Origin of the sequence: Mesorhizobium sp. C399B, from assembly GCF_030323185.1 — a bacterium.
Classification (GTDB): Bacteria; Pseudomonadota; Alphaproteobacteria; order Rhizobiales; family Rhizobiaceae; genus Mesorhizobium.
The window spans coordinates 2,109,630-2,124,774 of the sequence record NZ_CP100472.1; the positions used below are offsets into that span (position 1 = coordinate 2,109,630).

Below are 15,145 nucleotides of genomic sequence, written 5' to 3' on the forward strand. Positions count from 1 at the left end.
AACAAAACCGCCGGACTCTCGCCCGGCGGTTTCAACTCTAATGGATACAGATCAATACGGGCAGGCGTTGTCGGCGGTGTAGTCGTGCACCTGGATCGTGCCGGCGATGATGTCGGCCTTGGCCTTTTCGACGGCAGCCTTCATCTCGTCGGTGACCAGCGCCTTGTTGTTGTCGTCCATGGCGTAGTCGACGCCGCCTTCCTTGAGGCCGAGATTTTGCAGGCCGCCCTTGAAGGTGCCGTTCTTGCCGTCCATGAAGGCGGTGTAGACCGCAACGTCGACGCGCTTCAGCATCGAGGTCAGCACCTTGCCGGGCTGCAGGCCGTTCTGGTTGGAATCGACGCCGATGCCGAGCTTGCCGGCATCCGCCGCCGCCTGCAGCACGCCGACGCCGGTGCCGCCGGCCGCGGCATAGACGACGTCGGAGCCCTGGTCGATCTGCGTCTTGGCGATCTCGCCGCCCTTGGCCGGATCGTTCCACGCCGCGGGCGTGTCACCGGTCATGTTCTGGATGACATCGGTCGCACCGGCCGCCTTGGCGCCGCCGACATAGCCGCATTCGAACTTGCGGATCAGCGGAATGTCCATGCCGCCGATGAAGGAGACCTTCTTGGACTTCGAGGCCATCGCCGCCAGGATGCCGACGAGATAGGAGCCTTCGTTTTCCTTGAACACAAGCGAGCGGACATTGGGCATATCGACGGCATCGTCGATGATGGCGAAGTTGAGATCGGGATATTCCTTCGCGACCACCTTCAGCGCATCCTCCCAGGCAAAGCCGGCCATGACGATCGGGTTGCGGCCGTCCTCGGCGAAGCGGCGCAGCGCCTGCTCGCGTTGCGAGGCGTTCGACACTTCGAACTCGACATAGGCGGTGCCGGTCTCGGTCTTGAACTTTTCGGCGCCGTGATAGGCAGCCTCGTTGAAGGATTTGTCGAACTTGCCGCCGAGATCGTAGAGGATGGCCGGCTGGACATCCGCGGCGAAAGCCGGAAGAACCATTGCGGTTGCGGCCAGGAGGCCGAGAACGATACGTTTCATTTGATCCACACCCTGTCGGTTATTTTTTTCCGTTACGCGCCGCCCGCCTGCCCGGTTCTCCGGCAGGCATGCGGCATCAGCCAGGAGTGTACTCCCCTCCCGCTCAAGGCAATCTGGCACGGCCCGAAACAAAATTCACGCGGAATTTTGACCTTTTGGAAAAGCATGCCCCCCGTTGGAAAAACATGCCCAATGCGGTGACAGCTGTGGACGATTGCCGCGTTGTCGTCGCAAGTCCGCTGGGACAACCCATCAGCCCGGCGCGAATTCTCCGCCGCGCCGCCGGCGCCGGTAGCCGATCGCATAGAGGATGAAGGCAAGCACCGCGAACACGGCAAACCCCGGCTGGGCAAGCACCCAGGCGATGCCGCCATCCCATATCATCGGATTGACCTTGGCGCGCACGAAGGTCTCGAAGGCCGCGCGGGTGTCGGGCGAAACCGCCAGCCAGCTCGAATTCAGCGGCGTCATGACCAATGTGGAAGCCGCCACCGAGCGCGTCGCGTCGAGCACGGCCATGATGACGGCGACCGAGAGTGCGATCATGGCCGCGAGGCGAAACAAAAAACGCAACATCGAAATCTTCCCCGATCCTCAAGTTCCTCCCGAGGACCTTCCGGTCAAAGGCGAGGAATAGAATGCGCACGCCCGGCGTGCAATCGCCATATGCGAATTTGAAGCCTATCGCCCGCCTATGGCCACTTTTCGGCTCCGCCGATGGACGAGCCAGACGCCGAGGACGCCGCCGCCAATGGCCCCGACCACCAGCCCGGCAAGGCCGATGAACACGGCGAAGTAGCCGCAGCCGCCTTCGAAACAGCTGATGTCGGTGGCTTCGGCGATCCCCGCGCCAAGCGCGAAGCCGGCGACAGTGCCGACGACGGCGCCGAGGATGATGCCGGCCAGCGCGGCGACGATCGAACCAAAGGCTGACGGTGCCTGCGCTTCCGGCCTTGCATAAAAGGCCTTGGCCTCGTCGCGGCGGCGCAGCAAGTAAATGCAAAAAAGGCCGATGACGATTTCGGTGGCGGCGATCGCAAGCTCCCTGGCGGAGACGGTGAAATCGGGCACGGTCAGCGCATAGACCTGCTCGGCCAGCCGCCAGGCGATGGTGGTGATCTGCCAGATGGTGAAATGACGCGGAAAGCGCGCGGAACGGCTGAAGGCGAGGCCGAGCAGATAAAGCCCCCACACGATGGTGACGATGTCGAAGGCCAGTCCGCCAAGCACGAAATAGAAGACCCTGTCCGGCACGCTGGAACTCTCCAACAGCCACCGCGCCGAGACCAGCCAGTAGACCGACCATGCCATGACGAAGAGGAGCCAGACCACGGGCACGAAGGACAGCCCGCTGTCCGGAGGCCCTGCGGGCGTCAGCCCGCCTGGAATGCCTCCGGCCGGCGTTCCGCTGGCCGGCTGTTCATTGCTCGAGGTCATGTCTGGACGTTGCCCCCGCAAAGCCTCCGCCGCACTCGACAGGTGGCGAGGGGCGAAGTCAAGCGCGGCCGGCCCTGCCGCCTTGCCCGTGCACACCATTCAGAACCGAAGCGCCTTAGAAGCGGAGCCGTTCAACGCCCCGCGAAACGATGCATGGCCGGCAAAGCGAATAGACTGCCGTTATGGCTTGGCATTCGGCGCCGGATCGACTAGATGAGCCCCGCGCCTGTTTGATTGACGGGCGCCGGGAAGGGCATCCGCTGGTTGGCGGTGTCCATCAAGCGGGTCTTCCCGCAAATCCCAAAGGGATGCATCTCCCCAACCCGCGTGGCAAAACCGGCCGGCGCGAATGCAAGGACGGAGAGGTGGCCGAGTGGTTGAAGGCGCACGCCTGGAAAGTGTGTTTACGGGAGACCGTAACGCGGGTTCGAATCCCGCTCTCTCCGCCATTATCAAGCCAATGAAACCGCCTGCGATTTCCCACCCAGCGGGTGCGGCTGACTTTACTTCACATGCTCGCCCTGGGTTCATGGCGGATTGCCGGCTTGCTCGCCAAGCCAGGCGCAGAAATGCCGCGGAGCCATCCGGCGGTCGCCGTCACCTGGTCCGCCAGAGTTTCAAAGGCGTAGCGCCGAACCTCTGTCTTCACTCTTCGTGCCCCATCTGTCACCGTCGCAACCAACGCGGTAGTGCCGCCTGGTGCGGTCTCAGGTCGCAGATGAGGTAATTCCATGAATTATAACGATATCGACCTCAATCTATTGCGGGTCTTTGACGTGATGATGCGGGAAAGGAGCGTGACGCGGGCGGCTACCGAATTGGGCAGAACACAATCAGCTGTAAGCCACTCCCTGTCGAAGCTTCGGTATCTATTGCAGGATGAATTGTTCACCAGAGATGGCGGCGAGATGCGGCCAACTCCCCGGGCAGTTGAGCTGCTGTCGAATATTTCCGCCGCACTCGCGACGATCCGCGCATCGATCGACCGGCATCAGATCTTCAATCCAGCAACGACGCGACGCAACTTTCGAGTTGGGCTTACAGATTATCATGCCATGGTTTTCATCCCGGGCCTCATTCGAGAATTTTCCAGGCAAGCTCCTGGCGCGACGCTGAACGTCATTCCCGCAAACGGACCCGAAATCGGTTCATCGGTCTATTTGAGACAAGTTGACTGTGCGCTGACGGGAGCAGCGATACGCGACGACCCAGGTCTCTTGAAGGTGGAGCTTGGCCAGGACCGATTGTTTTGCGCGGTGTGGAGTGGAAGCAAGATCGCCAGAAGCGCTATGACGCTGGAAACCTATTTGGCCAGTTCTCACCTCCAGATTTCCGCAGATGGCCTGGCGGAAGGCCTCGCGGATGCCGCCCTCAAACAGATGGGTCTTCGCCGCAATGTCGTTGCGACCATCTCGAACTATCCGGTGCTGCCCTGGGCGCTTCGCGGCACTGAACTGATTACCCATTGCGGTGATGCCATCCTGCAAATGCTGGACGAGAGGAGTGAGGTGACGTTGGTCCCGCCACCCATTCCGATATCGAATGTGAATGCCTGGCTTATTGTTCACCGCCAGATGGCGAATGACCCGGGAACCAGGTGGCTCCGGGAAATCATCGTGGGCATCTACAACGAGTCGCGGACCAAGAGACCAAGGGTCGACCGTCGGAGACCTGGGTCGGCCGTAAAATAGGTCGCGCGCGCTGTCGTCTGTTTCAACACTCGAGCGCCTTTTTACCTGCGAGCGGGTGCTGCGCAATTATGAGGGGCGCTCATTTTGACCATGAGGACAATCGATTTGACGAATAGTTTACCTGGAGAGCACATTCCCTTTCAACAATAACAGGGGAATGCCGAAATGAGATCAACGTTCAAGGGCCTACTTGCCCTCGCCATCGCGTGCACCGCCTCCTCGGCGTGGTCCGCAACCCTCGATAATGTCAAGAAAAATGGCGTGCTGACCTGTGGCACGAATTCGGCCACGGCTGGCTTCAGCCTTCCCGACAATGAAGGCAAATGGACCGGATTTGTCGTCGATTATTGTCGCGCCGTGGCCGCTGCCGTGCTCGGGGACGCGCAAAAGGTCAAGTTCATCCCATTGACGCCAAAGGATCGCTTCACCGCCTTGCAGTCGGGAGAGATCGACATTCTCGCCCACAACGCAACCTGGACATCGTCCCGCGATACGTCGCTAGGCATACTGTTTGCCGGCACGTATTTCTATGACGGCCAGGGGTTCATGGTGCGCAAGGCGGACAATATCACGTCAGCCAAGGGACTTGACGGCGCATCGATATGCGTCACCCAGGGCACCACGACCGAGTTGAACCTTGCCGACTATTTTCGCTCGCAGTCGATCAAGTACACGACGGTTGGTTTCGCAGACGAGGAAGCTGTCGTGAAGGCTTATGAGGAGGGACGTTGCGACGTCTTGTCCGCAGACACCTCCACCTTGAACGCGTCGCGGCTTCGCATGGCCAAGCCGGACGACAGCATTGTTCTTCCCGAGCTGATCTCCAAGGAGCCGCTTGGCCCGGCGGTGCGGCAGGGTGACGACCAGTGGTTCAATGTGGCGAAGTGGACGCTCTACGTCATGGTGGCCGCGGAGGAATACGGGGTCACCTCCAAGAACGTCGATGCCATGAAATCGTCTGACAATCCCAGCATCCGCCGCCTGCTTGGCGTGGAAGGCAGCATAGGCAAGGACATCGGGCTCGGCGATAACTGGCCGGTCGAGGTGATCAAGCAGGTCGGCAATTACGGCGAAGTGTTCGAACGCAATGTCGGCAAGGATTCGCCGCTGAAAATGGAGCGTGGCATGAACGCGCTCTGGAACCAAGGCGGCGTTCAGTACGCTCCGCCGATCCGCTAATGCATGTCGCTCAAAAATGGCCCCGGTTTTGAGACAACGACATGCATAACGAAGACCCTAAAGCGCGTCGCCTGAGTCCGTTCAAACCCGACGCGCTTTAGGCAAAGGCATGGTTGCAAGGCGCTGGCGTGTTACCGTCAGCGCCTTGCACGGACCCGATAGGAACAGCCCATGTCCCATTTGTCGCTTCCCGCGCCGTCGCGCAGGAGGTTGTCGCTGCACGATACGAAGGTGCGGGGCATCCTCTACCAGCTCTTGCTCGCCGGCTGCCTGCTGGCCTTGGCGCTGGGCATCGGCATGCAGACTGCATCGAATATGCGGGTCCGGGGGATTCCGCTCTCATTCGACTTTTGGAATGAGTCTGCCGGCTTCGACATCAATCAAACCCTGATACCGTACGATGCATTGTCCAGCTACGGTCAGGCGTTCTGGGTGGGAGTGGTCAACACCCTCTACGTCAGTCTCCTCGCAATCCTGTTTGCGACGTTGCTTGGCTTCGTCATCGGCGTTGCCCGCCTGTCGCCGAACTGGATCGTTTCGAAGGTGGCGACCGCCTATGTCGAGCTTGTGCGCAATGTTCCGTTATTGCTGCAGCTGCTGTTCTGGTACAACGCCGTCCTCAAGCCGTTGCCCTCGCCGAAGGCGTCCATCGCCATTCCCGGCGGCATCTACCTCAACAATCGCGGCCTCATCGTTCCGGAGATTCATTTGCATCCGGGAGCGGGTCTGGTGGGCCTGGCATTCGTTGCGGCCATTTCCTGCTGCGTTGCGTTCTGGTTTCGCGCCAGGAGCATCCAGAGACGGACGGGCAGGCAGCTGCCGGTGCTTCTGGTCAGTCTGGCGACCTTGATAGGATTTCCGCTGGTCGTGTTCCTGGCGGCTGGCGAGCCGGTCTCGTTCGTCGCCCCGCAGCTACGGGGTTTCAATTTTCAAGGCGGGCATCAGCTCTATCCGGAGTTTGCCGCTCTCCTGATCGGTCTGTCGGTCTACACCGGTTCATACATCGCCGAGATCGTGCGAGGTGGAATTCAGGCAGTGCCAAAGGGCCAGACCGAGGCTGCGCATGCGTTGGGGCTGGCGCCGGGCAAGACGCTTCGTCTGGTCGTCGTTCCCCAGGCGCTGCGCATCATCATTCCCCCTTTGACAAGCCAGTATCTCAACCTCATCAAGAACTCGTCGCTTGCCGTGTTCATCGGCTATCCCGACCTCGTTCAGATCTTTGCCGGCACGGTGCTCAATCAGACCGGAGCCGCCGTCCAGGTCATGGCGATTACTCTGTCGGTCTATCTCGTCACCTCCCTTGCCACGTCGTTGGTCATGAACGCGTGCAACCAACATTTTGCAATTGTTGAAAGGTGACGGATGAGCGATCAGTCCATGCGTTCGCCAATTGTGATCAGCGCGCTCATACCAGCCATGGCGCCTCCCGCGGACGTTCGACCGGGTCCAGTGAGCTGGATGAAAAAGAACCTGTTTTCGACGCCGTCTTCAGGCGCGCTGACAATATGCTTTGTCCTCCTCGCCACGTGGCTGCTGCATCACTTCCTGAGCTTTGCGATCTTCAACGCGGTCTGGAGCGGCGGCCATGAAGCTTGCCGTGCGAACAGCCAGGGGGCTTGCTGGCCTTTCATCGCCGAGAAGTTCGACTACCTGCGATACGGCGCGTATCCGGTTTCCGAGCGGTGGCGGGTGGACCTTGCGCAGGCGATCGGCGCCATCCTCATCGTTTGGCTCCTGTGGACGAAGGCTCCGCGGCGCAAAGTGGCGGCGTTGCTGTTCTTCCTCGTCTACCCCGTGGCCGCGTTCGTTCTCGTGCGCGGCGTTGCCTGGCTTCATTTGCCTGTCATCGATACGACGCTCTGGGGCGGTCTCTTGATCACGTTGCTGATGTCGATCGTGGGTATCGTCTTCTCGCTTCCGATCGGGGTTGTCCTGGCGCTTGGACGCAGGTCGGAACTCCCTTTCGTCAAGACGGTTTGCGTCACGTTCATCGAAGTCGTCCGCGGCGTGCCGTTTATCACAGTGTTGTTCATGGCGAACTTCATGATGCCGCTCTTCGTCCCGGATTATCTGACGCCTGATCGACTGTTGCGCCCGCTCATCGCGATAGCGTTGTTCTCGTCCGTCTATATGGCCGAGGTCGTGAGAGCCGGCCTTCAGGCGATCCCGAAGGGCCAACACGAAGCGGCCAAGGCGCTCGGGATCGGCTACTTCGACATGATGCGCCTGATCGTCCTCCCTCAGGCGTTGACGATCGTCATACCGAGCATCGTCTCGACCTTCATCGGTCTGTTCAAAGACACGACTCTGGTCGCCATCGTCGGCATCGCGGATTTCCTGAAGGCCGTTGAAACGGCGCGCGTCGATCCGAACTGGGCAGGCCCGACGATCTCATCAACCGGCTACCTCTTTGCGGGGTTGGTCTACTGGAGCTTTTGCTTCGGCATGTCGCGTTACTCGCAATCTATGGAGCGCCAATTGGCGCGTGGCCACAAATCCTAGGAGGCGCTGATGATGCCACAAGCAATGCCCGCGGCAAGGTGACCATCAAATGGCTTGTGCAGACACGCCCGCATCGGCGCTTGGGCAACGACATATCGCGGGAATAGATTTCGACCAGATCCACGACCGTCAGCAGTTCGGATCCGTCAAATGGGCCAACCAGTGGGACGAGTTCTCTCCCCAGGTCGAGGGCCAGGACCTGCTGTCGCTGTGGACGGCGGATATGGACTTCCGCGCTCCGGAAACCGTCATCGCGCGACTGCGCGAGGCCGCGGAGCATGGCATTTACGGCTACACACGCCGCGATCCGCGCCACTATGAGATCGTGCAATCGTGGTTCGCGCACCGGCACAACTGGTCGCCGAAACTGGAGACCTTGCTTCCCGCGCCGGCGATCATGCCGTCCGTGGCTGCGATACTGCGAACCTTCACCAAGCCCGGTGACGGCGTCATTGTGCAGTCGCCCGTGTACTCGCCCTATTTCGAAGTTGTTCAGGGAAACGGGCGGGTTCTGCTTACGAACCGGCTGAGGCTGCAGAACAACAGATATGAACTTGATCTGGAGGATTTCGAGAAACTGGCGGCCGGCGGTGCCAAGGCATTCCTGCTGTGCAATCCTCACAACCCTGCCGGTATGGCCTGGACCCTCGAAGAATTGGCGGCGCTCAACGACATCTGCGAGCGCCATGGCATCCTGGTCATATCCGACGACATTCACTGCGACATAAGGTTGTCGGATCGGCCCCACATCGTCTTCTCCTCCATCTCGGAAGATGCTGCGGAGAAATCGTTCATCTGCACCGCTCCAACGAAGACTTTCAATCTTGCCGGGGTTCCTTCGGCAACCATTTCGGTAGCCAGCAAAAAGCGCCGCGAGGCGCTTCTTGCCGCAATGCAGGCGTCATTCATGGTGAATGCGAACTTTTTCGGCCGCCTGGCCCTGGAGGTTGCTTACAGCAGCGGCGCGCCGTGGCTCGACCAACTCACGCGCTACATCGCCGGCAACATCGATCTGGTTTGCGAGTTCGCCGGTGAACACCTTCCAGGCATCACGCCCATGCGGCCCGACGCATCGTTTCTGGTGTGGTTGGACGCGTGCGCGCTCGATGGCCGAGTGGGTGGAATTCAGAAGTTCTTTGTCGATCGGGCCGGGGTTAATCTCTATGACGGCCGCGTCTATGGGCCTGGCGGCGAAGGCTTCATTCGCCTGAATGTCGGCTGCCCGCGTGCTCTGTTGCGCCAAGGGCTGGAGCGCATGTCCAGCGCGCTGGCATCCCTGTGATCGAGCGCCAGGGTGCTTCGGATGCGAGCCTGGTACTTGATGCCGGCAGCCGGTAAGGAAACGTCCGAGGCCGACGAGCCGGGTGGCCCGCTAGTCCGGATTCCATAGCCGTGCCGGACACGACGCTCAAGCCAAGGTCGACATGTCCATCTTGATCGCCGCTACCATTTCACAGCGAACCCGAGCTTGGCGCCCAGGGCATGGCTGTCGCCAAAATCCTTGAGACTTGTCCGCACGGTGCCTTCCCCGAAGACTGCGTAGCGGCCGTCCGCCCAGCTCAACGAGCCACCAAGGCCGACACCGCCCCACAGCGCCTGATTTTCGCTGACCAGCTTCGTGCCAGAGACATCGACATCATTTCCGTCGAGGAAGTCGTAGTAAAGGTTGCCGAGCCCGTAAATGTGCGTGCGGCTGACTTGCCCCGCATCGTCCACCCACTGGTCTTCATAGTCCGCGGAGAGGCCGAGGCGGCCGACGAGACTGTTGCTGCTGCCGGGCGACACGACGGCGCCAAACGGGTCGGTGAACGCGTCGAAGTCGACCGAGGAATAGGCAAGCTGGGCCTGCGGCGTCAGCGACCAGTTGCCGTTGAGGGCGATCGTCTGTCCGGTCTCCACGCTCAGCCCGTAGCCGAAACCGTTGTTGCCGTCCGCAAGCGTGGTGCCCAGCGTGGCCGACCGGATGTCACTGTCATACCATGTCGCCTCGGCCTGCGCGTCGACGTAGAAGCCACCGCTGCCGAACCAGGTGAGCGTGCTGCCGACGCCGTAGCCGGTGGCAGCGATCGACCCTGCCCCGAAGATCGAGGAGACGTCCGACGACGCGGTTCCGTAGTGGGCCGTAATCCCTCCGATCAGGGTACCGGCGTCGCTTTCGTGCAGCAGGCCATCGACGCCGGCCTGCAGCTTCCAGGTGGTCACGTCATAGTTCGTGCCGGAGGTCGACGTCTCCGGCTTGATCTCGGCATGGGCAGCTTCGATGCGCGCCCATATCGCCTTGCCGTCGACCGAGCCCTGGCCTGGCAGGTCCGCACCTTGCGGCGTAGCACCCTCGCCCCACGACCGATTGCCAATGCGTTGCTGCATGGTGCCCAGTTCATTGAACGCCTGCAGCACCCCTTCATAGGCCTCGTACAGCGGCACGCCGGGCGAATAGAGCGGCTGCGGATCGGGATCGCCGTTGACCAGGGCCGAGCGCAGATACCAATCGCCATCGGCCGGTGTGCTGACGCCGTTCTTGTAGAGCCTGTATGCGTAGGCGCCCGCGACGACCGCTGCATCGCCTTCGAAGGTATAATTGCCGTCGAGCGAGAAGCTGCCGTTCGAGGCGCCGCCGACGTCGACGATCTTGATGCCTCCGACCGTTTGGGCGCCCGACCCGCCGAAATTGACGACCTGAAGGGTACCAGTCCCTGACGTGTTGCCGGCGATCACCAGCATATTGGTCGGCGAACCGTCACCACCGAGCGCCGTGTTGAGGATGACGGCGCCGCCATTGCCGATATAGTCGCCGCTGACGGTAAGTGTGTCGCCTGGGTCGCCACCCGCGATGCGCACCGTTCCGGCGTTGCTCAGCCCCGCAATCGTCTGGGACGTGCCGGCAAGATCGAGCGTGGCGCCCGAGGCGACGGAAAACTGCGAGGAGGAACTGAACGCGTTCGCAGCGCCCGCGGCAAGGGTGCCGCCGCTGACCGTAGTGGCGCCGGTAAAGCCTGAGTTGTCCAACGCGAGCAGCAGCGTGCCTTGGCCGTCCTTGATGAACGTACCGGCGCCCGAGAGCACGCCGGCATAGCTGGCGGAGGCGACTTGGTCGAATGTGAAGGAGGCGCCGGCGCCGATCGCGACATCGCCACCGAAGCGCTCGGCTGCCGAGACGAGGCCGCCTTGATTGACGGTCCAGTCCAGCAGCGACGTGCCTGACAGCGTCAGCACGCCGGCGCCATCCTTCATCATTGCGCCGGTGCCGGAGATATCGCCGGCGAAGCTGGCGTCCGCCGCCTGGTCGAACACGACAGTGCCGGAATTGCCGATGTCGCCACGAATCGAGGTTGCATCGCCGACCAGCGTGCCAGCGCTGACCAACGTGTTGCCGCCATAGCTGTTCGTTCCCGTAAGCGTCAGCGTGCCGGCGCCGGTCTTGGCAAGGCTGCCAGCGCCAGAGATCGCACCGGACAAGGTCAGGTCGGCCACAGTGTCGAAGGTGCCGCCGGCCGACGAAAGCGTGACGTCGCGCGCCGAGCTGAACGCCGCTGTGTTGCGCAGCGTCCCGCCGGAGAGCGTCAGGCCGCCAGCGGCAACGCCAAGATTGTTGTCGGCTGAAACAGATAGCACGCCGCCCAGGACGGAGGTGCCGCCCGTGTAGGTGTTGGCGCCGGACAGCACCAGCGTGCCCGCATCGGTCTTGGTCAGGCTGCTGGTCCCGGTTAGCACGGAGGCGATGGTGGCGGTGTAACCTGCTCCGGCCACCGTGCCGTCGCCGACCCGAATGATGCTCTCGCCGCCAGCGCCATCAAGCGTGATGGCGTCGCCTTCGATGCGGTAGCCATCGGCGGCGAATTGCATTCCCGTAATCGCAAGCGCGCCGGCGCTGCCGTCGGCGATGACGGTGCCGCCGAGCGTCTGGAAGATGGCGAAGCCGGGCTGCGGCTTCATCGCGCCAGTTACCAGGCCGGTGCTCGTCGTCCAGTTCAGGCTTGTCGCCGTCCACGTGCCGTTGCCGCCGTCGACCAGATCATTGTTGGCGTTGCCGGCCGCGTCACCATCCCAGAAGAGCAAGTCGGTGCCGACGCTGCTGACGAGATTGACCTGGTTGGCGACGGAGGTCTGCACCGTCAGGTCGGCGGCCGTGACACCGGCCGGCAGATTGCCGAGCTCGAGACCATTGTCGGTGAGGGCGCCGCCATAATTGATGAGCCGGTAGACGCCAGGCCCGAAGCCGCCGACATCGGTGATGTTGAGGCTGCCGTCCAGCGTCAGCGCGCCGGTCACCTCGATCAGGTCGTTGACACCGCCGCCGACAATGCCCGCCTGGCCGAGCTCGTAGTCGAGCATAGAACCGGAGCTCAGGCTGAGCGATCCGACCGTAAGCGTGCCAGGGCTGGACCCCGGCGCCAGCACACCGCCATCGGCGACGATCACCGCGCCGCCGATCGAGCCGGAGCCGCCCAGCGTGCCGCCGCTGTTTACCGTCGTTTCGGTGCTGCCGAGCGAGCCCTCGACGATAAGCTTGCCGCTGTCGACGGTGGTGCGGCCGGAATAGGTACTGTCGCCCTTGAGCACCAGGGTGCCGGCGCCCTCCTTGTAGACGCCGCCCACGCCGCTCAGCTCGCCATTGGCGGTCAGCGTCGTACCCGCCGCCGCGCGGAAGTAGCCATAGGCGGAAGTGAGGTTGACATCGCGGCTCATGGCGAAGCTTGCTGTCGTGCCGAGTTCGCCGCCGTCGAGTGTCAGCAGGCCCGTCGCGGCACCCAGATTCTGGTCCGACGCGACCGAGATGCTTTTGCCGGTCCCGACCTTGGTGCCGCCGCTGTGGGTGTTGGCACCGGTCAGCGTCAGCGTGCCGAAGCCTTCGATGTCGACGCTGCCCGAGCCGGAGATATTTCCGCCGAAGGTGTGGGGGCCGAGGTCGAGAAACGAGACAGCGCCGTTGTCCAGGATGTCGCCACGGATCGCCACGGTGTTGCCGGCAAGCGTTCCTGCATTGACGATGTTGCCACCCGTATAGTTGTTGGACAAATTGCTGACGTTGAGCGTGCCGGCGCCGCTCTTGACCAGTGTGCCGGTGCCGGTCACCTGGCCTGACACGTCCAACTGCGTGCCTGCCACCGTGTCGAACCCGCCGGTCGAATTGATCAGGACATTGCGATTGGTGGCGAAGCTGGTGGTCGTGCGCAACGTGCCGCCGTCGAAGGTCAAGCCGCCCGAGAGGGCGCCCAGATTGTTGTCACTCGAAATTTGCAGGGTCCCGCCGGACAAGGTCCAAGGCGTGACGGCAGTTGTCGTCCCCGTTAGGGTCCAGGTGCTGTTTCCGGTTTTCTCGTAGAACCCAAACCCGTCATATTTGGCGCCAGCGCCGATCTGCGACACACCGAAACTGGCGCTGATATCGCCACCCAGCTTGAATGTATCCGCGGCGCTGAAAGCGACCACATTGCCTGTGATGGTGGAGCCGGCCTGAATCTCCAGCGAATTGACACCGCCGGTGAACTGGATGGCTTTGCCGGCTGCCGGCGTTCCGCCACCGGTGCCGACGGCACCGCCGCTGATCGTACCCGCATTGATGACCGCGATGTTGGCGCCCTTGATCCCTGCGGCGCCATCGCCGCCTGCCAAGGAGCCCTGACCGCCACTGCCGCCAACGATCGTCGCACCTAGCTTGTTGATGACGGTTCCACCTGAAAGCAGCAGAACAGCGGCGCCACCGTCCCCACCGCCGCCGAGAACTGTTCTTCCACCGGCACCCCCGAGCAGATTCCCGCTGTTCTGGATTGTCCCGCCGCCCATCAGGACGATGGCAGCTGCGCCGCCGCCAGCACCTGCTTGGACCCCAATTGTGGAAAGACTCGTGCCGCCGGTAACGCTGCCGCCCGCCTCTACAAACACGTTTGCGGACGAGAATATGCCGACGCCGCCGCCACCGCTGCCGCTGTTGCCATTGGTCCCACCTCGGCCGCCAGTGCCACCACTCACCGATCCTGTGCCAGTGACTGTAACGTCGGCCGTGGCACTGACGCCCACACCGCCACCGCCACCGCCGCCGCTCCTGACGACGCCATTCGTGCCAGGGGAGCCCAAAGCGCCGGCCCCGCCGCTGATGCTGGTTGCAATGGTCCCGTCTGTCGAGATGACCAGACCCGTAGCACCAGTGGCACCGGCAACGCCATTTGGGTTGTTGGCTGTCCCACTTACCGCTCCCGATCCTCCTGGCGCCCCGTCACCCGTCGTGAGGTCAATGCCGCCACCACCGCCACCAGCGGTCGCGCCATTGGCGGCATTCTGACCCGTGGCACTCGCGAGCGCGCCGTCAACGCCACCTTGTCCAGCGCCTGCGCTGCTGCCATTGCCGCCATCGGCCCGAGCTGGCGCGGCGCTCAGCGCAAGGGCAACAGTTAGGATCGTCAAGGCGGAAGTGCCGGAGCGAAGCGACACGACTTGCGGCAAGCGCGCGAGATGCAAAACCCAAAACCCATCACGCGCAATCCGCTCCGCCATGCCTAAGCTCCCTGATTCCTGAGTGCGCGAAGGCAGCATGAAAGCTATTCGCCCGCAAGAAGTTTATAGTCGTGAGAGCTACCAAGAAGCTAACGGTGATCAGTAAAATGAAGTCTGCGACTTTTGAGCGACAGAAAATAGTCAATATTAGATATAGCTTATTAAACAGAGACCTTACGGAATCGCGAGAACAATCTCGCTGCATGAATTTATGCGGAAACGTTCGGACCTCCTGGGCCCAGCCGATCCCATCGGGCGGAGGTGAGTTTCGCCTCTACGGGGGCGATGAGGCGCTAGGCTGCCCCTTGGGCGACCCTCACTATCCTGCAAGAAGTGATTCTGTAATCGACTCCCACTCTGCGTCTAGCTTGCCAGTTGCCACAGGCTGCCCGGCGCGGCGGTACCAGTAGGCTGCATTAGAAAGGTCGCCTTCTTTGCGGTGCAGATAGGCATGAACCCATACAGAGGCCGGATCAGATTCGTTGGCCTGCACACACTCATGCGCCCGCTCCCAATCGCCCTGTCTATCCCACCATAGAGCGTGGAGCGCCATCCCAAGATTCGCCGGGGGCTCTACACCCTGAAGGGTCGCACGGAACTCGTCGATGTCCATAGTTACCTCGCCTCTGGCTACGCCGGTCCTGTCCCGTTCCGTGCAACGAAATGCGCCCTCTGCCGGTGATTTGCTCTGTCGACTTTAGCAATGGCTCTGGCGATCTTTAGCGGAAACGGGGTTTTCGCTCGGCAAAGGCCGCATCAAGGGCTTCCAATTGACGAATGCTCGTTGCAGGGCTGCTTCCTGC

At 62.0% G+C, this 15,145-nt stretch carries 10 protein-coding genes and 1 tRNA gene; 6 read left to right on the forward strand and 5 right to left on the reverse strand.

Annotated elements, in window-relative coordinates:
* Nucleotides 1-51 precede the first annotated feature (51 nt).
* The 3 genes from NLY36_RS09955 to NLY36_RS09965 form a co-directional block, all read right to left on the reverse strand.
* Nucleotides 52-1,041 (reverse strand): BMP family lipoprotein, encoded by a 990-nt coding sequence (locus NLY36_RS09955; protein ID WP_023683177.1) that lies wholly within the window; start codon nt 1,039-1,041, stop codon nt 52-54.
* A 252-nt stretch (nt 1,042-1,293) separates the two neighbouring features.
* Nucleotides 1,294-1,617 (reverse strand): hypothetical protein, encoded by a 324-nt coding sequence (locus tag NLY36_RS09960; protein WP_023683176.1) that lies wholly within the window; start codon nt 1,615-1,617, stop codon nt 1,294-1,296.
* Between the two features lie 105 nt (nt 1,618-1,722).
* The gene (locus NLY36_RS09965; protein WP_023735054.1) at nt 1,723-2,478 is read right to left on the reverse strand and encodes a DUF2569 family protein; all 756 of its coding nucleotides are present in this window, start codon (nt 2,476-2,478) and stop codon (nt 1,723-1,725) included.
* 359 nt (nt 2,479-2,837) lie between these two features.
* Between NLY36_RS09965 and NLY36_RS09970 the strand changes: the two genes are divergently transcribed.
* From NLY36_RS09970 to NLY36_RS09995, 6 genes are all read left to right on the forward strand, one after another.
* A tRNA-Ser gene (locus NLY36_RS09970) sits at nt 2,838-2,927 on the forward strand.
* 282 nt (nt 2,928-3,209) lie between these two features.
* The gene (locus NLY36_RS09975) at nt 3,210-4,169 is read left to right on the forward strand and encodes a LysR family transcriptional regulator (RefSeq protein ID WP_023671116.1); all 960 of its coding nucleotides are present in this window, start codon (nt 3,210-3,212) and stop codon (nt 4,167-4,169) included.
* Nucleotides 4,170-4,334: 165 nt separating this feature from the next.
* Nucleotides 4,335-5,348: an amino acid ABC transporter substrate-binding protein gene (locus NLY36_RS09980; protein ID WP_023735055.1), complete on the forward strand. Its 1,014-nt coding sequence runs from the start codon at nt 4,335-4,337 to the stop codon at nt 5,346-5,348.
* Nucleotides 5,349-5,519: 171 nt separating this feature from the next.
* Nucleotides 5,520-6,707 (forward strand): amino acid ABC transporter permease, encoded by a 1,188-nt coding sequence (locus NLY36_RS09985; protein WP_023735056.1) that lies wholly within the window; start codon nt 5,520-5,522, stop codon nt 6,705-6,707.
* Nucleotides 6,708-6,725: 18 nt separating this feature from the next.
* Nucleotides 6,726-7,850: an amino acid ABC transporter permease gene (locus NLY36_RS09990; protein ID WP_502882036.1), complete on the forward strand. Its 1,125-nt coding sequence runs from the start codon at nt 6,726-6,728 to the stop codon at nt 7,848-7,850.
* A gap of 49 nt (nt 7,851-7,899) precedes the next feature.
* Nucleotides 7,900-9,132, forward strand: coding sequence for a MalY/PatB family protein (locus NLY36_RS09995; protein WP_050591485.1), 1,233 nt, complete (start codon nt 7,900-7,902; stop codon nt 9,130-9,132).
* Between the two features lie 161 nt (nt 9,133-9,293).
* On the opposite strand, the gene NLY36_RS10000 is transcribed toward NLY36_RS09995, so the two are convergent.
* Nucleotides 9,294-14,342, reverse strand: a complete 5,049-nt coding sequence (locus NLY36_RS10000; protein ID WP_156933160.1) for an autotransporter outer membrane beta-barrel domain-containing protein — start codon at nt 14,340-14,342, stop codon at nt 9,294-9,296.
* Nucleotides 14,343-14,661: 319 nt separating this feature from the next.
* Nucleotides 14,662-14,955, reverse strand: a complete 294-nt coding sequence (locus NLY36_RS10005; protein WP_023704064.1) for a hypothetical protein — start codon at nt 14,953-14,955, stop codon at nt 14,662-14,664.
* Nucleotides 14,956-15,145 lie beyond the last annotated feature (190 nt).

Bases quoted from the DNA above. Each gene is read 5' to 3' on its own strand.
- NLY36_RS09955 (WP_023683177.1), bottom strand. From the start codon at position 1,041: ATGAAACGTATCGTTCTCGGCCTCCTGGCCGCAACCGCAATGGTTCTT.
- NLY36_RS09960 (WP_023683176.1), bottom strand. From the start codon at position 1,617: ATGTTGCGTTTTTTGTTTCGCCTCGCGGCCATGATCGCACTCTCGGTC.
- NLY36_RS09965 (WP_023735054.1), bottom strand. From the start codon at position 2,478: ATGACCTCGAGCAATGAACAGCCGGCCAGCGGAACGCCGGCCGGAGGC.
- NLY36_RS09975 (WP_023671116.1), top strand. From the start codon at position 3,210: ATGAATTATAACGATATCGACCTCAATCTATTGCGGGTCTTTGACGTG.
- NLY36_RS09980 (WP_023735055.1), top strand. From the start codon at position 4,335: ATGAGATCAACGTTCAAGGGCCTACTTGCCCTCGCCATCGCGTGCACC.
- NLY36_RS09985 (WP_023735056.1), top strand. From the start codon at position 5,520: ATGTCCCATTTGTCGCTTCCCGCGCCGTCGCGCAGGAGGTTGTCGCTG.
- NLY36_RS09990 (WP_502882036.1), top strand. From the start codon at position 6,726: ATGCGTTCGCCAATTGTGATCAGCGCGCTCATACCAGCCATGGCGCCT.
- NLY36_RS09995 (WP_050591485.1), top strand. From the start codon at position 7,900: ATGGCTTGTGCAGACACGCCCGCATCGGCGCTTGGGCAACGACATATC.
- NLY36_RS10000 (WP_156933160.1), bottom strand. From the start codon at position 14,342: ATGGCGGAGCGGATTGCGCGTGATGGGTTTTGGGTTTTGCATCTCGCG.
- NLY36_RS10005 (WP_023704064.1), bottom strand. From the start codon at position 14,955: ATGGACATCGACGAGTTCCGTGCGACCCTTCAGGGTGTAGAGCCCCCG.